Annotated in this window: 18 protein-coding genes; 8 read left to right on the forward strand and 10 right to left on the reverse strand. The window is 72.0% G+C overall.

Annotated elements, in window-relative coordinates:
• Positions 1-10 precede the first annotated feature (10 nt).
• Positions 11-916 carry a proteasome assembly chaperone family protein gene (locus FLX08_RS16175; protein ID WP_142619676.1) on the reverse strand — a complete coding sequence of 302 codons (906 nt, stop codon included), beginning with the start codon at positions 914-916 and terminating at the stop codon, positions 11-13.
• 93 nt (positions 917-1,009) lie between these two features.
• On the opposite strand from FLX08_RS16175, the gene FLX08_RS16180 reads away from it, so the two are divergent.
• Positions 1,010-1,402, forward strand: coding sequence for an ankyrin repeat domain-containing protein (locus tag FLX08_RS16180; RefSeq protein ID WP_142619677.1), 393 nt, complete (start codon positions 1,010-1,012; stop codon positions 1,400-1,402).
• Between the two features lie 177 nt (positions 1,403-1,579).
• Positions 1,580-2,473, forward strand: coding sequence for a 4-epi-cubebol synthase (locus FLX08_RS16185; protein ID WP_142619678.1), 894 nt, complete (start codon positions 1,580-1,582; stop codon positions 2,471-2,473).
• 22 nt (positions 2,474-2,495) lie between these two features.
• Here FLX08_RS16185 and FLX08_RS16190 read toward each other — a convergent pair whose 3' ends face one another.
• Complete coding sequence (locus tag FLX08_RS16190; RefSeq protein ID WP_142619679.1) at positions 2,496-4,604, reverse strand: ATP-binding protein; 2,109 nt, start codon at positions 4,602-4,604, stop codon at positions 2,496-2,498.
• A 270-nt stretch (positions 4,605-4,874) separates the two neighbouring features.
• Here FLX08_RS16190 and FLX08_RS40665 point away from each other — a divergent pair, with 270 nt between their 5' ends.
• The gene (locus tag FLX08_RS40665) at positions 4,875-5,042 is read left to right on the forward strand and encodes a hypothetical protein (RefSeq protein WP_167530435.1); all 168 of its coding nucleotides are present in this window, start codon (positions 4,875-4,877) and stop codon (positions 5,040-5,042) included.
• Here FLX08_RS40665 and FLX08_RS16195 read toward each other — a convergent pair.
• Together FLX08_RS16195 and FLX08_RS16200 are read right to left on the reverse strand one after the other, a co-directional pair.
• The gene (locus FLX08_RS16195; protein WP_142619680.1) at positions 5,039-5,542 is read right to left on the reverse strand and encodes an ATP-binding protein; all 504 of its coding nucleotides are present in this window, start codon (positions 5,540-5,542) and stop codon (positions 5,039-5,041) included. The genes FLX08_RS40665 and FLX08_RS16195 overlap by 4 nt on opposite strands.
• Positions 5,543-5,546: 4 nt before the next feature.
• Entirely contained in the window at positions 5,547-5,741 is a 195-nt protein-coding gene (locus FLX08_RS16200; protein ID WP_142619681.1) for a DUF5999 family protein, read from the reverse strand.
• A gap of 251 nt (positions 5,742-5,992) precedes the next feature.
• On the opposite strand from FLX08_RS16200, the gene FLX08_RS16205 reads away from it, so the two are divergent.
• Complete coding sequence (locus tag FLX08_RS16205; RefSeq protein WP_208761493.1) at positions 5,993-6,364, forward strand: response regulator; 372 nt, start codon at positions 5,993-5,995, stop codon at positions 6,362-6,364.
• A gap of 24 nt (positions 6,365-6,388) precedes the next feature.
• On the opposite strand, the gene FLX08_RS16210 is transcribed toward FLX08_RS16205, so the two are convergent.
• A complete protein-coding gene (locus FLX08_RS16210) occupies positions 6,389-7,048 on the reverse strand; it encodes a response regulator (protein ID WP_142619682.1) in 660 nt (219 codons plus the stop codon).
• A gap of 163 nt (positions 7,049-7,211) precedes the next feature.
• Here FLX08_RS16210 and FLX08_RS16215 point away from each other — a divergent pair, with 163 nt between their 5' ends.
• Entirely contained in the window at positions 7,212-9,032 is a 1,821-nt protein-coding gene (locus FLX08_RS16215; RefSeq protein WP_167530439.1) for a sensor histidine kinase, read from the forward strand.
• 9 nt (positions 9,033-9,041) lie between these two features.
• Here the strand turns inward: FLX08_RS16215 and FLX08_RS16220 are convergent, their stop codons facing one another.
• A complete protein-coding gene (locus FLX08_RS16220; protein WP_142619684.1) occupies positions 9,042-9,998 on the reverse strand; it encodes a sensor histidine kinase in 957 nt (318 codons plus the stop codon).
• A 510-nt stretch (positions 9,999-10,508) separates the two neighbouring features.
• On the opposite strand from FLX08_RS16220, the gene FLX08_RS16225 reads away from it, so the two are divergent.
• On the forward strand, positions 10,509-11,555 hold the full coding sequence (locus FLX08_RS16225; protein WP_142619685.1) for an IS110 family RNA-guided transposase: 1,047 nt from the start codon (positions 10,509-10,511) through the stop codon (positions 11,553-11,555).
• A gap of 175 nt (positions 11,556-11,730) precedes the next feature.
• Here FLX08_RS16225 and FLX08_RS16230 read toward each other — a convergent pair whose 3' ends face one another.
• Both FLX08_RS16230 and FLX08_RS16235 read right to left on the reverse strand, forming a co-directional pair.
• Positions 11,731-12,681, reverse strand: coding sequence for an ABC transporter permease (locus tag FLX08_RS16230; protein ID WP_341874332.1), 951 nt, complete (start codon positions 12,679-12,681; stop codon positions 11,731-11,733).
• The gene (locus tag FLX08_RS16235) at positions 12,678-15,515 is read right to left on the reverse strand and encodes an alpha/beta fold hydrolase (protein WP_244312684.1); all 2,838 of its coding nucleotides are present in this window, start codon (positions 15,513-15,515) and stop codon (positions 12,678-12,680) included. The genes FLX08_RS16230 and FLX08_RS16235 overlap by 4 nt, the downstream gene beginning before the upstream one ends.
• 163 nt (positions 15,516-15,678) lie before the next feature.
• On the opposite strand from FLX08_RS16235, the gene FLX08_RS16240 reads away from it, so the two are divergent.
• The gene (locus FLX08_RS16240; protein WP_208761495.1) at positions 15,679-17,004 is read left to right on the forward strand and encodes a hypothetical protein; all 1,326 of its coding nucleotides are present in this window, start codon (positions 15,679-15,681) and stop codon (positions 17,002-17,004) included.
• A 297-nt stretch (positions 17,005-17,301) separates the two neighbouring features.
• On the opposite strand, the gene FLX08_RS16245 is transcribed toward FLX08_RS16240, so the two are convergent.
• The gene (locus tag FLX08_RS16245; RefSeq protein ID WP_142619686.1) at positions 17,302-18,372 is read right to left on the reverse strand and encodes a copper resistance D family protein; all 1,071 of its coding nucleotides are present in this window, start codon (positions 18,370-18,372) and stop codon (positions 17,302-17,304) included.
• On the reverse strand, positions 18,369-19,238 hold the full coding sequence (locus FLX08_RS16250; RefSeq protein WP_244312685.1) for a copper resistance CopC family protein: 870 nt from the start codon (positions 19,236-19,238) through the stop codon (positions 18,369-18,371). Before FLX08_RS16250 ends, FLX08_RS16245 begins: the two co-directional genes overlap by 4 nt.
• Positions 19,239-19,463: 225 nt before the next feature.
• On the opposite strand from FLX08_RS16250, the gene FLX08_RS16255 reads away from it, so the two are divergent.
• Positions 19,464-20,696 (forward strand): MFS transporter, encoded by a 1,233-nt coding sequence (locus FLX08_RS16255; protein ID WP_142619687.1) that lies wholly within the window; start codon positions 19,464-19,466, stop codon positions 20,694-20,696.
• The last annotated feature ends 331 nt before the right edge of the window (positions 20,697-21,027 follow it).

Consider the following 21,027-nt stretch of genomic DNA (forward strand, 5'->3'; position numbering starts at 1 on the left):
CCGGGGCGGCTCAGGCGTCGCCCTCGTCCCGTTCGGCGAGGAACGCTTCGAACTGGGCGGCGAGCTCGTCGCCCGTGGGCATCTTCGCCTCCTCGGCCAGCAGGCTCTCGCGTTCCGCGCCCGACTGGAACGCGTCGTACTGCTGCTCCAGGCCGCGGATGGCTCCGGCGAGCTCCTCGGACGCCGTGATCTGCTCCTCGATCTCGACGTTGGTCTTGTCGGCCGCGTCCCTGAGCGTGTCCATGGGGAAGACCAGCCCGCTGCCGCGGGTGACCGCCTCCAGCGCCGCCACGGCGGCCTGTGGATACTCCGCCTGGGCGAGGTAGTGGGGCACGTGGACGGCGTAGCCGAGCGCGTCGTGGCCCTTCGCCCCGAGGCGGAACTCGATGAGCCCGGCGAGGCTCCCCGGCACGCGTACCTTGCCGAAGGGGCTGGTCTGCCCGTGCACGAGGTCGGGACGGGTGGCGTGGGCCGTCATGCCGAGCGGCCGGGTGTGCGGGACGCCCATCGGGATGCCGTGGACGGTCACCAGCTTGCCGATGTTGAGCCGGGTCACCAGCATGCCGACGGCCTCGGTGAACAGCTCCCACTCCCGGTCGGGCTCCGGCCCGCTCAGGATGAGGAACGGCGTGCCCGTGACGTCCTTGGTCAGGTAGACGGCCAGCTCAGGGGTGTCGTAGTCGCTCCAGTGATCGCTGTCGAAGGTCATCGCCGGGCGGCGGGATCGGTAGTCGAGCAGCCGGTCCACGTCGAAGGTCGCGATGACCCGGTGCTCCAGTTCGGCGAGGAGGTGCCCCAGGGCGAGCCGCCCGGCGGCGCCGGCGTCGACGAACCCCTCGAAGTGGTAGAGCAGCACCGGATCGGTCAGCTCGGGCAGGTCCCCGTCGAGCCGATAGAGATCCGTGGGGTCGGACACGTGTCCCAGCCTTTCTCACGAAGTCTTTACCTACTGAACCTACGGGACCCCCGGTCGATTCCGGAGGGGTAGCGGCGACCTTACCGTTGGACCATGGGGAACATGGAGCCGGACCCGGAGATGGAGGAGTTCGCCACCAGGCTCTTCGCCCTCGCGAGGTCGGGGCGGACCGAGGCACTGTGCGCGTACGTCGACGCGGGCGTGCCCGTCGACCTGCGCAACCAGAAGGGCGACACGCTGCTCATGCTGGCGGCCTACCACGGGCACGCCGCCACCGTACGCGCCCTGGGCGAGCGGGGCGCGGACCCCGACCTCGCCAACGACCGCGGGCAGACCCCGCTCGCCGGTGCGGTGTTCAAGAAGGAGCCCGAGGTCGTGCGGGCGCTGCTGGAGCTGGGAGCCGATCGCTACGCCGGGACGCCCTCGGCCGTCGACGCCGCACGCATGTTCGGCGACCCGGAGATCGTCTCTCTCATCGAGGGTTAATCCGGCCGAATACGTCCGTCTGGTTAAATCTTTCTGGCCGGTGTGTCCGTAATTATGGCAAGGCTGGCGCCGATCATCTGGTAGGACCATGCTTGTCGGATGGCTACTGCGAAAGCGGATTCCCTCCGAGGGAGCCCCCTCCGCCTTCCCTCGCTCACCTGCCCCTTCCCGAGTGCGGTGAACCCGCACGTCGACGAGGTGGACCGGGACACTCTGGCCTGGCTGGCCGCCTCCGGCATGATCGCCGACGACGACCAATTCGAGCGTTTCCGGCTCGCCCGCTACGGATGGCTCGGCGCCCGGACCTACCCGTACGCCTCCCGGGAGCTGTGCCAGCTCGTCACCGACTGGTGCGTGTGGCTGTTCGCGTTCGACGACGCCTACTGCGAGTCGGACCGGCGGGCGGCCGAGATCGCCCGGGCCCTGCCCCAGCTCTACACCGTGGTCGAGGACAACGAGGGTGACGAACCCGTCGAGAACGTCTTCGCCCGCGCACTCCTCGACATCAAGACGCGGATCAGGAAGAACGGCACCCCCGACCAGCTCGACCGGTGGCGGGCGACGATCAAGGACTACCTGTTCGCCCAGGTCTGGGAGGCCGCCAACCGGGAGGACGACGTCGTCCCGACGATCGACGACTACATCTTCATGCGCCGCCGGACCGGCGCGATGCTCACCGTCTTCGCCCTGATCGACGTGGCCGCGGAGGTCTGCCTCACCACCGACGAGTGGCGTCATCCGGTGGTGCACGAGATGACCGAGCACGCCAACGACGTGGTCGTCTGGGACAACGACCTCATCTCGTACGCCAAGGAGCGGGGTGAGGCGAACATCCGCAACAACCTCGTCAGCGTGCTGGTCGGGCACACCGGCTGCACGGTCCAGGAGGCGATGGACCGGATCGGCGCGATGCGCGACGAGGCGGTCGCCGCGATGGCCGCGCTCGCCCCGGCCGCCGAGGCGCTCGGCTCGCCCGCCGTCAACGCGTACGTGCGGGGCCTGCAGTACTGGATCAGCGGCAGCGTCGACTACTCGCTGACCAGCTCCCGGTATTTCGGCGCCTGGCAGTGATCACCGCCGATCGGCGGCCCGGTCAGTCGAGGTGGAAGTCGTCGAGGTCGTCCAGCGCGTACTCGACGAGGTCGCCGAGGCTGAACCGGGTCCCGACGGCGTACGCATCGTCGTAGGCGGCGTCGCCGATCAGCTTCTTGCACTCCTTGACGCACTGCTCGTGCTCGGTCGTGAAGAACGGCGACCCGAACTGGGGCAGCCCGAAGGTCCGCCAGTTGGCCTGGGCCGCCCCGAGGAGGGTCGCCGTCCGTTCCGGCTCGCCGGCCTCCAGGTTCAGCGTGGCGAGGTTGTCCACGCACAGGACGATCCCGAGCACGTCGTGGAAGTGCCGCTTGATGCGCAGCGCCTCCTTGCACGCCACCAGCGCCTCGTCACGCCTGCCGGTCGCCCGGTGGACGAGGGAGGAGACATACCAGGCGTAGGAGCGCAGCCACAGCTCGCCGCGCTCCTGGCAGACCTGCAGGCAGTCGGCCAGCAGCGTCTCCGCCTCCTCGAACTCGCCCTGCGCGAACAACACCATGGACAGCTCGACGATCGCGGGCAGCAGGCCCGGGTTCAGCTCCCGGCCGCCGCGGTGGAACTCGATCGCGACGCCGAGCAGCGCCGTGGCCTTCTTCGCGTCGCCCTGCAGCATGGCCGCGGTGCCCTGCATCTTGGTGGCCAGCAGCACCGCGCCCGAGTCGCCCACGCGCACCGCGTCAGTGCTGCACTCCTCGGCCGCGGCGAGCGCGCCCGCCATGTCGCCCTGGGCGCTGCGGATGTAGGCCAGCACCCACAGGGCCTTGCAGCGCTCCTTGCTGGGCGAGGGGCTGATCTTGAGCGCGCGCTCCAGGTAGACCACGCCCTCACGGGCGAAGCCGCAGGCCACCCACAGGAACCACAGGGCCGACAGCAGCCCCAGGCCGACGCGCTCCTCACCCGGAGTCGAGAGGCAGTAGTCGAGCGCGACACGGATGTTGTCGTGCTCCTGGCGCATCCGCGTGTACCAGTGCACCTGGCGTGGTCCCGACCACGAGTGCTCGCTGCGCTCGGCGAGCTGCAGATAGTAGTCGCGGTGGCGCTGGCGCAGGTCCTGCGTCTCGCCGAGCTTGTCGAGCCACTCGCCGCCGTACTGCCGCAGCGTGTCGATCAGCCGGTATCGCTGCCCGGCCGGGGTGGGGAAGCTCAGCAGGACCGACTTGTCGACCAGGCCGCCGATCACGTCGAGGATCCGCTCGGTCGGCAGGGCCTCGCCCGCGCAGACGTTGCGGGCCGAGTCGAGGTCGAAGTCGCCGGCGAACACCGACAGCCGCGCCCACAGCAGCCGCTCGGCCGGTTCGCACAGCTCGTGGCTCCACCCGATCGCCGCACGCAGCGTCTGGTGCCGCGGCAGCGCCGTACGGCTGGCCCCGGCGAGCAGGCTGAACCGGTCGGCCAGCAGCGCGAGGATCTGCTCGACCGACAGCGTGCGCAGGCGTACGGCGGCCAGCTCGATGGCCAGCGGGATTCCGTCGAGACGGCGGCACAGCTCGGCGACGGCCGTGACGTTGTCCTCGTCCACCACGAAGTCGGGCACGACGGCGGAGGCCCGGATGCCGAACAGCTCGACGGCCTCGTTGGTGAAGGGATTCTCCGACGGGTTGTCGCCGGGCACCGACAGCGGCGGCACGGCGGCCGTGTACTCGCCCGGCGCGTTGAGGGAGCGCCGGCTCGTCGCGAGGATGCGCAGGTGCGGCGCGGTGTTGAGCAGGTCCTGGGTGAGCTGGGCGCAGGTGTCGACCAGGTGCTCGCAGGTGTCCAGGATGAGCAGGAGCTCCCGGTCGGCCAGCCATTCGGTGAGGGTGGCCGACCCCTCCCGCGGCGACTGGTCGGCGATGCCGAGCGCGGCCGTGATCGTGTGGTAGACCATCGCGGGGTCCTGCAGCCGGGCCAGCTCGACGTACCAGACGCCGTCCCTGAACTGGCGCCGCACCTGGTGCGCGAGACGCAGCGCGGTGCGCGACTTGCCGACCCCGCCGATGCCCGTGACGGTGATCAGCCGGTGCTCCTGCAGCCTCTGTCGCAGCGACGCGAGCAGCCGTGTGCGCCCGACGAAGCTCGTCAGCTCCACGGGCAGGTTGCCCTCTTGCCGCCATCCTGCTGGCGTTGCCATGCCGCCTCACGGGGGGTTCGTCCGGCGTGCTCCCTGCTCCCGCATCGTACCTTTGCGTGCGGTTGGCTGTCCGGTGGTACGGGCGTGACGTTTGCCCGGCGATGTGGTGGCGTGATCTCCCTTCGGGGAAAGGAGCCCCAGCGCCGCCCGGCAATCGCCCAAGAGTCCGGTTGTCCGGCTCGCGGGGCTCATGGGGGCGCATGGGGCGCATGGGGCGTCAGCGGTTAACACGGCTTCGCGGCTCCGGGAGGAGCCAGTAGCATTGGCGGCGTGAGTGTGCAGCATCCGGATGACATGCGTCCGGTGGACCTCTTCGACGAGGGGCTGCCGGTGCTGCCCGACCAGACGAGCGACGACACCGACCTCGGGTGGGGCGACTGGCGCTCCGACTCCGACGTCTCCCGCCTGCTGGAGGAACGCCCGCCTCACTGGGATTAGGACCGCGTCGCCAGTTCGAACCAGACCGCCTTTCCCCTGCTCGTCGGGCATACGCCCCAGGAGCGGGACAGAGCCTCGACGATCAGCAACCCCCGGCCGCCCTCGGCGTCGTCCGGTGACCTGTCGCGGGTACACAGCGGAACGGCGGCCTCGTCCTCGACCTCGCACCGCAGGACGCCGTCCCGGAGCGTGAGCGTGAGGACCGGTTCGCCCCGCCCGTGCAGCAGGGCGTTGCCGACCAGTTCGCTGACGAGGAGTTCGGCCACCTCGGCCACCTCGGTCACCTCGTCCTCCGTACCGCCCGTCCAGTCCCGCAGCGTGGCGCGGACGAGACCGCGCGCCCGGCTCGTGGAGGACGGGACGGCGGGGAGCACCCAGGAGGCCCGGCGCGTCTCCGGCACGCCGTCGCCGGCCGCGCCGTGCCGCGCGGCGGGAAGCGGTTCCCCCCGGAGGGCGCCGTACGGCCACCGGGTCACGAGGGCGAGCATCGTCGTGCTCATGGGCTCACGCGGCCTGGGCGTAGCAGGCCCGGTGGGGGAGAAGGCTCCGGCCGTCGGGCAGCAGTTCGCCGGTGTCGTCGAACACCACGACGCCGTCGCAGAGCAGCCCCCACCCCTGCTCGGGGTGGAAGGCCACGAGGCGGGCGGCGTCGCGGTCGGGGGCGTACGCGGGCGGACACGGCGGGGTGTGCGGGCACATGCGTGTCACCTCGATTCCGGGCCGTTTTCCTTGGGCGGGCGGCGGACGGTGCACGAGAGGCCGGTTCGGGCCCGCGACCACACGAAACCAACGTTCCCGCTTCGCGGCCACCCGCTCGCATTTCACATAATTGCGGGGCGAAAGTCCCGTTGTCTGCGCCGGAAGCCTCCATTCCGCCTGGGTGTCCTTGCGACTGCGGGATGGCGGCTACCTGCAATGACCCGGATGCCCGGTGATGCGACTCTGGATATGTGGCCCTGCGGTGTCTCATCGTCGATGACAGCGATCACTTCAAGGAGGCCGCCCGCCTGTTGCTGGAGGCGGAGGGCATCGCTGTCGTGGGCATGGCGGCCACCTCCGCCGAGGCTCTCCGGCGGTTCCGCAAGCTGCGGCCCGATCTCGTGCTGGTCGACATCGACCTGGGCGAGGAGAACGGCTTCGACGTGGTCAGGCGGCTCTGCGAGGAGGAGGAGGGCCGTCGCCCGCGGATCATCTTGATCTCGACGTACGACGAGCAGGACTACGCCGACATGATCGCCGCCAGCCCTGCCGTCGCCTTCCTGTCCAAGCCGAGCCTCTCCGGCCGGGCCATCGACGAGATCCTTCGGAAGGCCAACGCCTGACCGGGCCGCTACCCTGCCGCGGCGTCAGCGGGCGTCGAGGAACGCGAGCACGGCGAGCACGCGGCGGTGGTCGTCCTCGGTCTCGGGCAGCCGCATCCTCGACATGATGCTGCGCACGTGCTTTTCCACCGTGCCCTCCGTGATCCACAGTTTGTGCGCGATTCCCGCGTTCGAGCGGCCCTCCGCCATGAGGGCGAGCACCTCGCGCTCACGCTGGGTGAGCTGCTCCAGCGGATCCTGCCGGCGGCGGGCGTTGATCAGTTCCGCCACGAGGCTGGGGTCGACGACCGAGCCGCCGTCGACGATGCGTCTCAGTGTCGCGACGAACTCCGACACCGCGGTCACGCGGGTCTTGAGCAGATAGCCGATGCGATGGCCGGCCGCGAGTAACTCCATCGCCTGATCGACCTCGACGTGCGCCGACAGCAGCAGGATGCCCACCTCGGGGAACTCCGCGCGGATGACCTTGGCCGCCTCGACGCCCTCCGTTGTGTGCCGCGGGGGCATCCGGATGTCGACGATCGCGAGGTCGGGGCGCCGGCTCCGGACGAGGGCGATCAGGTCGGGTGCGTTTCCCGCCTGGCCGGCGACCTCGAACCCCGATCGCTCCAGCAGGCTCGCCAGCCCCTCGCGCAGCAAAACGTCGTCGTCCGCCAGGACCACTCGTGCCGGGGCCTCGTCCACCGTTCCGCCGCCTTTCGCGCGCGGTCACGCCCGCGCAGGGACGGCCTCGATCGTGGGGGCGATCGGACAGTCCCGTCATCCGCGGCTGACCAGCGTCTATATGGTACATATGGCCGCGTACCGTTGGGTTATGCGCGCGCGATTGCTGTCGTCGCTGCTTCGTATGAGACGTCCGCCTCTGCCGCTGGGCGTCGTCGTCGGGGTCGTATGCGTGACGGCGGAGACGCTTCTGGCTCTGCTGCTGGCCCGAGTGGCCTCCACGAGTCCCTTGGGCCTGGTTTATCTCCCCGGCATTCTCCTGGTTTCGTACCTTTGGGGTCTGCCGCTCGGCATGGTGACCGCGCTGGGGAGTGGTCTGGCCTACGACCTCTTCCTGATCACTCCGACACACCGGATCACGATCTTCAGCAGCTGGTCGTGGATCGCGCTGCTGGTCTTCCTGGTGGTCGCGCTGCTGGTCAGCGGTGCCGCGGCGCTGCTGCGAGCGCTGCTTTTGGAAGCCGACGAGCGCCGCAGCGAGGCCGACGTCAGCGCCGGCACGGCCCGTCTCCTCCTGCGTGCCGACCATCTGTGCGCGGCGCTGCCGGTCGTGGCCCGGCGTCTGGCCCAGGAGCTCGGTCTGCCGTCCCTGGCGGTCGAGCTCGGGCCGGCCGGCGACGACCGGCGCCACACCTTGTTGCCCCTCAGTGACGAGGGCGCCCGGTTCGGCTCGCTCGTCGTGCCCGCGGATCTGCCGGAGACGACGCTGCGCCGCCTGCGTGAGCGCGTGGTGCCCTCGCTGGAGGCGGCGCTGGTCGCGGCGCGTCATCGCGAGGCGGCCGCCTGCGCCCTCGCGGCGAGCCGGGACGAGCTCGCCAGGGTCGCCGAGGAGCAGGCCGCGCTGAGCCGGGTCGCGACACTCGTCGCGCGCGGAGTCCGCCCGACAGAGCTCTTCGGCGCGGTCGCCCGTGAGATGGGTCTGATCGTGAACGCGGACCACACGGCGATCGAACGCTACGAGCCTGATCACCGGACGGTCGTCCTGATGAGCTCCTGGAGCGCGTCGGACGGCGGGCCCCCGCCTCCGGTGGGCATGCGCCGGCGGCTTCACGACGAGGGCCTGTCGGCCCTCGTCCTGCGGACCGGACAGCCGGGAATGATCACGGTGGACGAGGCCACGGCCGGCGAGCTGGGCAGGTGGGCCAGAGACGAGGAGAACGGCGTCGCGATCGGCGGCCCCATCGTCGTCGAAGGGCGCCTGTGGGGCGTGATGATCACCTTCTTCCGGGGCCTGGAGCGGCGACCGGAGGGCGTGGAGGAACGCATGCGGGACTTCACCGAGCTGGTCGTGACGGCCATCTCCAACGCCCTGGCCCGCGACGAGCTCGCCGCCTCACGCGCCCGTGTGGTCGCCGCCTCGGACGAGACCCGGCACCGGATCGAGCGCGATCTGCACGACGGGGCCCAGCAGCGCCTCGTCTCCCTGGGGTTGCAGCTGCGCATGGCCGAGACCGCCGTGCCGCCGGAGCTGCCGGAGCTCAGGCGTCAGCTCTCCCTCATGGCCGAGGGCCTGACGTTGGTGCTGGAGGACCTGCGGGAGCTGTCGCGCGGCATCCACCCGGCGATCCTGTCCAAGGGCGGTCTCGGACCGGCCCTGAGAATGCTCGCGCGCCGCTCGGCCGTCCCCGTCGACCTGAAAGTGCGCGTCGGGGAACGCCTGCCGGAGCGGGTCGAGGTGGCGGTCTACTACATCGTCTCGGAGTCGCTGACCAACGTGGCCAAGCACGCACGCGCCTCCCTGGTGGGCGTCGACGTCCAGGCGACGGGTGAAGACGCGACGGTCGTGATCCGCGACGACGGGGCAGGAGGTGCGGACCCGGCCAAGGGCTCCGGGCTCATCGGTCTCAGCGACCGCGTCCAGGCGCTCGACGGGACCATCGAGATCACCAGCCCGGTCGGCCACGGCACCACCGTGACAGCCGTCATCCCGATCGGCGACGGCTGACAGGCGACGTCACGGCCTCGGGTGCCCGTCAACCGGATGGGCGAGAGGTTCCGCGAGCGGCAGGCGGACGACGAAGCAGGCACCGCCCTCCGGCGGGTCCTCCACACTGATGGTCCCGCCGTGGGCCCGCACGATCTCGCGTGCGATGGCGAGGCCGAGGCCGGAACCGCCCCGGCTGCGGCAACGGGACTCGTCCAGCCGGGCGAACGGCTCGAAGATCCTCTCCCGATCGGCTTCGGCGATGCCGTCGCCGTCGTCGGACACCGCGATCTCCGCGTGGGCGCCCTCCTGGCGCACTTCCACCAGCACCTTGCTTCTGGCGTGGCGCTGCGCGTTGTCCAGGAGATTGTCCAGCAGGCGGTGGATCTCGTGCTCGATGGCGTCGATCACCACTCCGGGGATGATCTGGAGCAGCGTGGGCGTCCGGGGCGCCCGGCTGGCGACCTGCGCCAGGACCAGCTCGGACAGGTCGGCGAGCCGTGTCCCCTGAGAGGGCTTCGTTCCCGCCTTCTGGAGTGCCAGCAGGTCGGAGACGACCCTCTGAAGGCGGTCCACGTCGCGCAGCGTGTGGACGACGAGCTCGGTGAGATCGGTCTCGTCGGGGTGCAGCCGGGCCTCCTCCAGCTGCGCCCGCAGCCCGGCGAGAGGCGTGAGCAGTTCGTGGGACGCGTCGGCCATGAAACGGCGCTGCCGGTCGGCCGTCCGCTTCAGCTCGCTCCTGGCGTCGGCGAGCTCCCTCAGCACGCTCTCGGCGGCGTCTGCAGAGAGGGAGCCGGCCGATGGGGAGATCGCGCTTTCGCCGTGCGGCTCGTGGGTGCGGCCGGCCGGATCGCCGACGGCTGGGTGAACGTGCCGGCACATGACGATCATCGCAGGGACGCCGGATCGGTGGTGGCCGTCGTCGCCGTGTGGTGCACGGAGCAGGGCGGCGCGGGGCGGCGCGGGGACGGTCGCGTCTGCCCGCACGGGGAGGGTGGCGTGGCACGGGAGTGCCGGGCGGCCGACACTATCGGTATCCGGCACGACGCGGCCCCCGCTGGTTCTACGACGATCTGCATCACGCACCTCCGGCTACACAGTCGCGTTCCGCGGCAGCGGCGTCTCGTACGTCCGTCCGGGGTGCGCCGTGCCCTTGTCGGCAGGCCGGGCCGGCGCGTGAGGGGGCGCCGTTCGGGGCCTGTGACACCTGTGAGAATCATGGGGTACCGCCTCGGATCCGGTCTGACCCGTGTGACAACTGGCCGTGGTGCCCTGATAGTGATCTGTCGACCTGGTCTGAGGTGGTGCTTGCGGTACTGCGACCGATGGGACGTGTCCCAATAGGGGCCTTAGCCGAAGCTGGCACCGTCACAGTTCTGACCGCTCCCATCGGCCCGGTGCTACCCCCAGCCCGTGTGAGGACCAGGAGCGAGACCGGTGGCCACTACTACACATCCAGCTCAGCCCGACCACACCGATCCCCACAACAGCCCGACAGTGGTTCTGGGCGTCGACACACACAGAGACGTGCACGTGGCAGCGGTGCTGGACCACCTCGGCACCCTGCTGGAGGCACGGTCCTTTCCGGCGACGGCGGACGGCTACCGAGGGCTGCTGGCGTGGGCGCGCACGTTCGGACAGGTGAGGCGCGCCGGGGTAGAGGGCACCGGCTCGTTCGGCGCCGCGCTGACCCGGTATCTGCGCGGCGAAGGCGTGCAGGTCGTCGAAGTCCATCAGCCGAACAAGGCCCTGCGTCGCCGACGCGGCAAGACCGATGCGGTTGACGCCGAGGCCGCCGCTCGCGCGGTGCTGTCCGCTCAGGCCACCGCAGTGCCCAAGGCCGGTGACGGACACGTCGAGGCGATGCGCATCTACAAGCTGGCCAGGGATTCAGCCGTCAAGTCCCGCAGCCAGGCCATCAACCAGCTCAAAGCCGTTTTGGTCAATGCCGACCCCACCCTGCGTGAGTCGCTGGCTGGCCTGGGCACCAAAACGCTGATCCGCACATGCGCCGAGCTGCCCGACCCCTCGCCGGCCAGCACACCTGCCTTCGCTGCAGCGGTCCACACGTTGCGGCTGCTGGCCCGTCGTATCCGGCAGCTGAGCGCGGAAGCCTACGAGCTGGAAAAGCAGCTGCGCGCGGCAGTGCTCGAGCACACCCCACAGCTTCTGGAGCGCCCTGGCATCGGCCCCGACAGCGCCGCCACGTTGCTCATCACGATGGGCGACAACCCTGAGCGGGTCCGTAGCCAGGCGTCGTTCGCGGCGCTCTGCGGCGTGAGCCCGGTGCAAGCGTCCTCGGGGAAGACACAGCGGCTGCGGCTCAACCGCGGCGGCGATCGGCAAGCCAACGCCGCCCTGTACCGGATCGTGCTGACCCGCCTGCGCCGGCACGACCCCACCCGTGACTACCTGGAACGACGCACCAGCCAGGGCAAAACCCGACGCGAGATCATCAGGTGCATCAAGTACTACGTCGCCCGCGAGGTCTACCACCTCGTTCGACCACAAACTGATGCGGTCGAACTGATGCAAGCCGCTTGACGAACATAGGGGCATCACCATGGCCCATCCGGGCCCATGCTGTCTGCCGTGGCAGCCGCCATCGTGCCCTGCTGCCAGCCATGCCCGGGCATTCCGGCTAGCTGGAATGCCGGGGGGCACGCTGCGCCGCGCCGCGCTGCACCGCGCTGCACCGCGCTGTGCCGGGCAGGGCCGGTCAGGAGACGACGTCGCGGCGGCGGAAGCGGCGGAAGGCCAGGGCGATGAGGACCACCGAGTAGGTCACGGAGACCGCCACGCCCTTCACCATGCCGCTGTAGTCGGGCTCCGGCGCGAGCGCGTCGAGCCACGCGGAGTTCCAGAACGTGGGCAGGAACTCGCGCAGCGAGCCCAGCGCCTCGACGGCCTGCAGGATGCTGCTGACGATCACCAGGCCGACCGCGCCGCCGACCGCGCCGAGCGGGGAGTCGGTGCCGACCGACAGCAGGAAGGCGACCGCGGCGACCACCAGCTGGCTGACCAGGGCGTAGCCGATGACGACGGCGAACTTGGGCAGCACGTCGGCGGCGGGGATCACCTCGCCGGTCCCCGGCACGGTGATGTCGTTCCACCCGAAGGCCAGCGTGCCGGCGAGCAGGGCCATCAGCGGCAGCACGGTCACCGCGGCGGCCGAGTAGGCCATCGCCACCACCAGCTTCTGCCTCAGCAGCCGGTCGCGGGGAACCGGCGCGGCCAGCAGGTAGCGCAGCGACGACCAGCTCGCCTCGCTCGCCACCGTGTCGCCGCAGAACAGCGCCACGGCGACGACCAGCAGGAAGTTGGCCGACACCGAGAGGGCGAACGCCGCGAAGTTGAGCCCGCCCGCCGTGGCCAGATCCGACAGCCGCAGACTGCCCTGGCCCCGCCCGGCCGGCCCGAACTGGAACGCCACCACGAGCACCCACGGCAGGGCGAGCAGCACGCCGAACATCGCCATGGTCCGGCGCCGCCGCAACTGCCGTATGAACTCCACTCGCAGCGGCAGCGTGCGCCCCGGGGCGTAGCCGGGCGCCCGGCCCCCCAGGTCGTCCGCACGCCGGTCCGATCCGTCGACGGCGACCGGCGTGGCCCGTCCGCCGCCGGGGACGTGTCCGGTCGGGTCCGGGGCAGGTCGCTTCGCCGGGCTCAACGGCTCTCTCCGATCAGGTCGAGGAACACGTCCTCAAGGCGGGGGCCGGCGCCGTTGGCGGCCGGCGCGGCACCGAGCAGGTCACCGACCGGCCCGGCCGACACCAGCCGCCCGCGGTGCATGACGACCACGTGGGTGCAGGTCTGCTCGACCTCGGCGAGCAGGTGGCTGGAGACGATGACGGTGCGCCCCCGCTCGGCGTACGCCTTGAGCACCCGGCGCATCTCCGCGATCTGCGGCGGGTCGAGGCCGTTGGTCGGCTCGTCCAGCACGAGCAGGTCGGGGAGGCCGAGCATGGCCTGCGCGATGGCCAGGCGCTGGCGCATGCCCTGTGAATAGGTGCGCACCGCGCGCTCCAGGGCCGCGCCGAGCCCGGCGATCTCCAGGGCCTCCTCCATGTGGGCGTCCTGCGGCGGCCGTCCCGTGGCCTGCCAGTAGAGCTCCAGGTTGGCCCGGCCGGACAGGTGCGGCAGGAACCCCGGCCCCTCGACGAACGACCCGAGCCGAGACAGCACCGGGGCCCCCGGCCGCACCCGGGTGCCGAAGATCCGGATCTCGCCCTCGTCGGGGTGGATGAGACCCATCAGCATGCGCATGGTGGTGGTCTTGCCCGCGCCGTTCGGCCCGAGCAGGCCGAGCACCTGGCCCTTCTCCACGCGGAACGAGAGACCGTCGACGGCCTTCTCACCGTTGCGGTAGCGCTTGCCCAGCCCGCTGATCACCAAGGGCACCCCGGCCGACTCGGCGTCCGCCGCCGGGTCGTCGCCGGCCTCGCCGCGGCGCCTGACGCTGCCGGTCAGCAGGAGCACGGCCGCGACCAGGATCGCGGCGAGCGGCATGGCCCACGTCCACCACGCGGGGCCGGTGGCGGGCGTCCGCAGCGCCGCGTCCACCGGCAGCTCCAGCGTGGGGGACTCCAGCGCGACCCGATAGACGGCGGGGGCGGCGGGCGTGGCGTACCCGAGGTCGGTGGTGGACACCACCAGCCGCATCCGGTGCCCGGCGTCGAAACGCCTGTCGATGGCCGGAAGCGTCACGGTGACCGGAGTGCCCGCCTCGCTCGCGGTGACCCGCAGCGGCGAGACCAGGCTCGACGGGAGCACCGGAAGCGACCCTCCGGAGACGTCGTAGAGCTTGGCGAACAGGGTGGCCTCGCCCGTGCCGTACACCTTGATCGTGACGGTCGGGCTGCCGGTGACCTGCGCGGGTTTCGTCAGCGGGGCGGACTCGAAGACGGCCGCCTGGCCGGGCATGTCCAGTGCGAGCGACGCGCCGCCGCCGTTGCCGCCGAGCAGCCCGCCGAGGCCGGGGACCGCCGAGATCGACGACGGCGACCCGCCCGCCGGGTTGGCGATCGGCTGCTGGGGGCCGTTGAGCGTGACCGTGGTGCGCTCCGCGCCCGACAGGCCGGGGTAGCGGCCGGCGGTGGCGTGGAGGAGCACGGGACGGCGTGTGCCGGGGTCGCGTCCGCCGTCCCTGGTCACGGTGAACACCGCCGGGTCGCCCCCGCCTGCGGAGGCGCCCTTGAGGTAGTGGTCGAACCAGCCGGTCGTGCGGTCGTACAGCCAGTCCGCCTCGCCGTCGCCGCCGTCGTGGCCGCCGTTGAACCAGGCGACCTCGACCGGCGCGCCGGTGGCGGCGATGGCGCGGGCGTTGGCGTCGGCGTGGGAGAGCGGGAACAGCGAGTCGCGCTGGCCCTGGAGCAGCAGCGTCGGCACCTTGATCCGGCCGGGCACCGAGATCGGGCTCGACCGCCGCAGGAGATCGACGGCCTCCTTGGTGGCCCGGCCGGTCTCGGCCACCTTCTGGTACATCTCGCAGATCTGCGGCATGAACCGCCCGCACTGGACCTGCTCGGCCCCCGGCGTCCGCCCGGCATCCAGGCCCCCGGCCGCGTCGCCACCCGGCGATGCCGTCGGGCCGGCCGCCGGAGTGGCGGGGGCCGTCGCTCCCGGGCTCTGCGCCGTGTTGCTCTGCGCCGTGTTGCTCTGCGCCGTGTTGCTCTGCGCGGTGCTGTCCTGGCCGCTGGTGCCCTGCGCGGTGCTGCCCTGTCCGGCGTTGCCCTGTCCCGTGGTGCCCTGCGTGGTGTCGCCCTGTGTGGCGTTGCCGGTCGTCGACCCGGAGCCCGTGACCGCGCCGGCGAGGCCGGCCAGGCCGCCCGCGCCGGCGCCGCCGTCCGGGGCCAGCCGTTCGGCGGCGGAGCTGAAGAAGATGCCGGCCCACATCTTCTTGAAGACGCCGTTGAGCGGGCCCTTGCCCGAGGCGTCGGGGAAGAGCGCGTCGGCGAGGTCATACCAGGTGATCTGGGGGACGATCGCGTCGACGCGGTTGTCGTAGGCCGCGGACATCAGCGCGATCGCCCCGCCGTACGAGCCGCCGGCGATCCCGACGCGCGGGTCTCCCGGGGCGTCGAGACGCACTTCGGGCCGTTCGGCGAGCCAGTCGACCAGCCGCCGTACGTCCTTGACCTCGTAGTCGGGCGAGTTGAGCGCGATCTGCCCGGTCGAGCGGCCGAAGCCGCGGGCCGACCAGGTCAGCACGGCGTAGCCCTGCTGCGCGAGCCGCCCTGCCTCCTCGCGCATGCTCTGCTTGCTGCCGCCGAAGCCGTGGGCGAGCAGCACGGCGGGAGCCCTGCCGCCGGAGGCCGGGGGATAGAAGGTGGCGTCGAGATCGACGCGCTGGTCGTCGGCCGGCCCGTCCATGACGGAGATGACCAGGTCACGCCCCTTGACCACGGGGTCGGAGGGCCACAGTGCCCACGTCACACCTCCGGCCATCAGGATGACCAGCGTGACAACGATCGCGAGGGCACGCCGCCCACCCGGAAACGCCATGTCGCGATGCTACTTGTCTCTGCTGAGAGACCGCTGAGGAGCCGCCGCGCCTGTGGACAACCGCCGCCACGGCGTACCCCGACGCGGTCCGGCGCAAATCGTGATGATGCATCGGGGTAATCCCTGATTGCGCCCCACCATGGGGAACGGCATCATTTCGCGCGTGAATGGAACGCCGCTCAAGCAGATCCCCGCTCGCGCGATCGAGTGGGCTCTTCCGTACTGGACGCGGGGGGAGGCGGGCAGGCAGACGCCGCAGGACCTTTTCCGGGTGCTCTACCTGGGCTGGCTCGCGGCGTTCGTCCTCAAGGTGCTCGGATCGAGCTGGGACGTGTCGTGGCACTTCAAGTGGCTGCGCGACGACCTGGCCCCGCCGCACCTGCTCAACACCGTCGGCACGGTGATCGCCGTGGCGCTGACGATCGTGCACTGGTACACGGGCTACGGGGTGGACCGCACGGCCTCCCGTCTGATCGTGTGGGGCACCGGGGTCTTCCTCATCGCCATCCCGCTCGACCTGATCAACCACCGGGTCAACGGGATCGACATCACCGCGTGGAGTCCCTCCCACGCGCTGCTGTACATCGGCACCGCGCTGATGCTCGCCGGGGCGATCCGCGGCTGGTATCTCGGCTCGGGCCACTACGCCGAGATCAGCCGTAGGCGGCGCACGCTGGTGCTGGGCGGCCTGTTCGCGTTCTTCCTGGAGAACGCGCACTTCCCCGAGCTGCAGCAGGAGTACGGCGTGCTGGAGCTGGCCTCCTGGGACCGCGGGCAGCCGTACGCCGAGCCGACGCTGCTGGAGTTCGCGGCCAACCAGATGGGCCGGGCCGTCGACCGCGCCATGGTGCTCAAGTTCTCGCTGCCGATCCCGGACGTCGTCTACGCCACGTACGCGGGCGTGCTGGGCGTCGCGATCCTGGTCTTCGCCCGCGTCATGGTCGGCCGCCGCTTCACCGCCACCACGATCGCCGGGGTGTACGTCGCCTACCGGTGCCTGATCTGGCCGCTGCTCGTCGGCGGCGGGTTCCCGCCCTCGACCATCCCGTTCTTCTTCCTGCTCGCCGGACTCGGCGTCGACCTGGCCTTCCTGGTGCCGATCAGGCACCTTCGGCCGCTCGTGGGCGCGGTGCTCGCCACCGCCGGGGTGTACGGCGGGTTGCTGGTGCAGGACCGGGTGCTCGAAGCCCCGCCGTACGCGCCGGAGGCCTGGCCGGTGGCGCTCGTCGCGCTGGCCGTCGTCTGGTACGCGGTGGAGTGGTTCGCCGGCCGCAGGGGGCTGACGGCCGCCGCCGCCGAGGACCGGATCGCCGCGGAGACGCGGCCGGAGGAGCGGGAGATCACGGCCGGGCCCGGCTCGTCGCGCGCCGCCGGGACCGAGGCGACGTCCGATGTCGCGGCTGAAGCGACCCCCGCGTCCGCTGCCGGGTCTGAGGCCGGGGCCGAGGCGACGCCTGCGTCCGCCGCCGTGTCCAAGCCGACGGCCTGACCACCCGCACCCGCCTCTCCGAGAGCCGCTCCCTTGCCGGGGGCGGCTCTCGGCGTTTCTGAGGGGCCGCACGGGGTGCGGCCGCCGGGCCAGGGTGGTGTGGCCCGGCTGGCGGGACGGCAGGGTGGGCGGCCTGGGTGCGGTGGCCTGGGACGGGCAGGGTGGTGCGGCCCGGCGGGCCAGGACGGGTGACCTGGATGCGGTGGCCTGGATGCGGTGCGCGGGACGGGCAGGGTGGTGCGGCCCGGCGGCCCGGGACGGGCGGGCCACCGGCCGAGCGCGTGGGGTCGCGGTGGGTCAGGCGACCGGGGTCTTGGTCAGCGCCACCGCGACGCCGTACGCGAGGCCCATCACGGTGAGCTCCAGGGCCGCCCAGGCCGCGAACGCGGTCGGGGCCTGACGCGTGACCGCCGGCAGCAGCCGCCAGCGGATGTTGCCCCCCAGCAGCGCGATCAGCGCGGTGAACACCGCCTTGGCGACCACGAGCCGGCCGTACCCCGTCGTGACCAGCGACGCGGGGAAACTCTCGCCGGGCGTGAGCAGAAGCTCCACCAGGCCGTTGAAGAGCCCGGACAGCCCCACGACGACCAGCGCGTACGTCGCCAGCCGGGAGAACCGGGGCAGTGTGCGGGCGAGCAGGTCGCGATGGCGCGGCAGCAGGACGGCGAGCGCGACCAGGCCGCCCACCCAGGCGCAGGCCCCGATCACGTGCAGCTCCATCGAGACCATGCTGAGGTCGTGCCAGTACCAGTTCGAGGCGTGGCCGGTGACCGGGAGCGGCAGCAGCCCGAATCCGGCGACGAGCACCCGCAGCTCGGCGGGCACCTTCTCGCCGAACCGCACCGCGAGCATCCCCACGGCGGCACTGGCCAGGGCGCACGACGCGCTCACGATCATGCCCTGGCCCGCGCCGATGCCGTCGACGTACGCCGCCACGTCGGGAAACGCGCCGGGGGTGAGCTCGGCGGCGCTGAGGACGGCCGACACCAGCGCGGCCGCGCACCAGACCAGGGAGAACAGCACGGCCCAGTGCCGGGCCCTGGCCGCGATCGGCTCGGTCCGGTCCGGGTCGTCGAAGCCGAGGAGCTTGGGGAGCAGGCTGAGCCCGATGGTCGCGGTGGCGGCCAGATCGAGCACGAGCCGGACGACCGGCAGGCCGTACTCCACGATCGTGCCCGGCATCGGCAGCCCCGGCACGCGTCCGGGCAGCGTGAGCCAGGTCGCGATCACGACCGCGAGCAGGGCTCCGGCGGTCAGCCCCGCCGCCGGGACCCGGGCGCGGGCATGCTCGGTGCCGGTGCCGGTGCCGGTGCCGGTGCCGGTGCCAGGCCGGCCCGCCGAGACGTGGGGTTCCGAGGTCGTGGTCATGCGGCGCCGCCCGAGGCCGGGGAGCTTCCGGCGCCGGTCCCGGCGGCCGTGGAGCGTCCGGTGGCCGGGCCGTCCGCGCCGGAGTCCGCCGACGACGTACCGGCCGCCTCTGCCCCTGACCCGGGTGAGCCCGACGCCTCAGAGGCCGCTCGGGGCGTCCCAGCGGCAGGGGGAGCCGGGATCGTGCCGTCGCGCAGGCGACGGTCGTGCCGCACGAGCACGCGCGTGCACAGCGCCAGCAGGGCGGCGGTGACAGCCAGCAGCCCCCATACCCAGCTTCCGCCGCCCTGGCCGGTCGTCCCCGTGCCGGTCGTCCCAGCCCCGGAATTCGCCGTGCCGGTTGCGGCGGTGGCCGTCGGCGTGGTGACCGCACCGGGAGCCGCGCCTCCGCCGGTCACGGTGAACTTCACGGCGCCGGTGACCGGGTGACCGTCGTTGGACACGATCCGGTAGCCGATCGCGTAGGCCCCCGCCGGGATGCCCGCGCGTACACCGATGGAGACGTTCCTGCCGTCCACCGTGATCTCACCCTGCTCGTAGTGCGCGCCGTCCGGCCCGGTGACGGCGATCCGCGCGAAGTCGCGGCGTACGGCCTGGTCGAAGGTGAGCGTCACGGTGGAGGGCATGGTGCCGAGAACCGCGCCGTCCTTGGGATCGCTGCCGACGAGCACGTCGTGGGCCCGCGCGGGCGTCGCGATCAGCAGCACCGAGAGCAGGGCCAGCAGCGGCATGGCCAGCACCCGCAGGCGGCGGCGTGATGCCGTGATCGCGCCAGTGCGGCCGTGCGGTGCGGCGAGCACCCGCGGACGGCGGCGACCGCCGCGTGTAGGTCGGGTGTCCTTGTCCATCCGGGCGACCTGGTCCACCTGCCTTGCCTTCCTTTTTGCCGGGCGCCGACCCAGCCATGGTCCCACTGATCGCGGCCCGCCCATGCCGCGCGGCCACCCGGCGGCGGCTGCGGACCGTGCGGAAATGATCGTTTCGGGTGATCCTCCGGGTGGCGTACGCATTTCCCTGATTGAGTGGACGACGGACGGATCCGGCATCCGGCGCCGTGCCTGCGTCGTGGCGACCGCCGTGGAGGAGAGCTGATGACCCCCGACCGGACCGTGGGCGGATCGGAGCGCGACGAGGTGCCGGCGCGGCGCTCGCCGTGGCTGACGATCATGGTCATCTACCTCACCGGAGTGGTGGTGGCGATGAGCTTCGGCAAGTTCTCCGCGGTCGGTCCGTCGATGGCCGGCGAGCTCGGGCTGTCGCTGTCGCAACTGGGCTGGGCGATCTCGGCGGTGGTCGGGGTGGGCGCCGTCGCCGGGCTGCCGGCCGGCTATCTGGTCCGCCGGTTCGGTGCGGGCAGGTCGCTGATCGCCGCTCTGGCGCTGATGGTGGCGGCGAGCGCGCTGAGCGCGGCCGCGGGGAGCTTCGGCTGGTTGCTGGCCGCCCGCGTCGCCGAAGGCGTCGGCTATCTCGTGGTCACCGTCGCCTGCCCGGCGCTGGTCCTCCATCTCGCCGAGGAACGGGACAGGGGATTGGCACTGTCGATCTGGGCGACGTTCGTCCCGGTGGGCATCGGCGTGAGCACCCTCGTGGGCGGCGTCGCCGGCGAGACGCTCGGCTGGCGCGGCTGGGTGCTGCTGATCGCGGGGCTGACGGTGCTGATGACGGTGGCCGTCCGGACGCGGCTGCCGCGGACGTCCGCGTCCGAGGCCGCCGCCGGGCCCGTGCCCGGTGCGCGGGCGCTGGCGTGGCCCGCGCTGCTGACCGCGTGTTTCTGCCTGATGGTGCTGGTGACGATGCCGGTGGTCGTGCTGCTGCCCACGCTCCTGATCGACGAGCACGCGAGCTCCGCGGGAGCCGCGGGCGCGCTGACTTCGGCGATCTCGTTCGTCGGCGTCCTCGGCGGGCTGTCGGTGGGCGTGCTGCTCCGGCGGGGCGTGCCGCTCGCCGTGCTCGCCGTGTCAGGGCTGGTGGTCGTGCCGGCCGCCTGGCTCGTCTACGGCGCGGGCGCTCCGCTGGCCGCCGCGGCGACCGGCGCGGGGATCGTCTCCCTGGAGAACGGGCTGCTGGGCGCCTTCGCCTTCGCCGCCCTTCCCCTCGTGCTCGAACGCCTCGACCACGCGGACGTGGGCACCGGGATGGTGGCCCAGATGGGCAGCATGGGCGCGCTCGTCGGGCCGCCGCTGTTCGGCCTCGTCGCCGGGGCCTCCGGGTTCGGCGCGGTCGTGCCGGTCGTCGCCGCCGGCATGCTGGCCTCGGTCGGCGGGATGCTGCTGGTGACCAGGCACGTCGCCCGCCGTTCCCGGGGCCTCGCCGCGGACCGATGAGCACGCCGGCAGATGAGCACGCCGCCGGCTGAGAATCTCCCGGGCGTGCGCGACGCCCGGCGGTCTCCCGATTCGTGATCGGACGAGACCGCCGGGGCGCCGGCTCCAGGCCGCACCGGTGTCACCGGTCCGGGACGGCCCGGAGGCTGTGCCGTATGTCCGGGCGAGTCGCCGCGGGACGTCCGGACGTGGGTCAGCGCCTCGCCCGGAGGGACGTCGGGCGGCTCCCCGCCCGCCAGGGCGGTGTGCGGCTGCCCCCCAGAGGCTCTGATCGGAACGTAAGCCGCCGGACCAGCCGCGTCAACGTTCTCTATTAAGAAACTTTCCTTTT

It is taken from the genome of Microbispora hainanensis (assembly GCF_006874475.1).
Taxonomy (GTDB): Bacteria; Actinomycetota; Actinomycetes; order Streptosporangiales; family Streptosporangiaceae; genus Microbispora; species Microbispora hainanensis.

Excerpts from the sequence above, each read along its gene's own strand:
- FLX08_RS16180 (WP_142619677.1), top strand. The coding sequence starts at position 1,010 with ATGGGGAACATGGAGCCGGACCCGGAGATGGAGGAGTTCGCCACCAGG.
- FLX08_RS16190 (WP_142619679.1), bottom strand. The coding sequence starts at position 4,604 with ATGGCAACGCCAGCAGGATGGCGGCAAGAGGGCAACCTGCCCGTGGAG.
- FLX08_RS16195 (WP_142619680.1), bottom strand. The coding sequence starts at position 5,542 with ATGAGCACGACGATGCTCGCCCTCGTGACCCGGTGGCCGTACGGCGCC.
- FLX08_RS16200 (WP_142619681.1), bottom strand. The coding sequence starts at position 5,741 with ATGTGCCCGCACACCCCGCCGTGTCCGCCCGCGTACGCCCCCGACCGC.
- FLX08_RS16215 (WP_167530439.1), top strand. The coding sequence starts at position 7,212 with ATGAGACGTCCGCCTCTGCCGCTGGGCGTCGTCGTCGGGGTCGTATGC.
- FLX08_RS16235 (WP_244312684.1), bottom strand. The coding sequence starts at position 15,515 with ATGGCGTTTCCGGGTGGGCGGCGTGCCCTCGCGATCGTTGTCACGCTG.
- FLX08_RS16245 (WP_142619686.1), bottom strand. The coding sequence starts at position 18,372 with ATGACCACGACCTCGGAACCCCACGTCTCGGCGGGCCGGCCTGGCACC.
- FLX08_RS16255 (WP_142619687.1), top strand. The coding sequence starts at position 19,464 with ATGACCCCCGACCGGACCGTGGGCGGATCGGAGCGCGACGAGGTGCCG.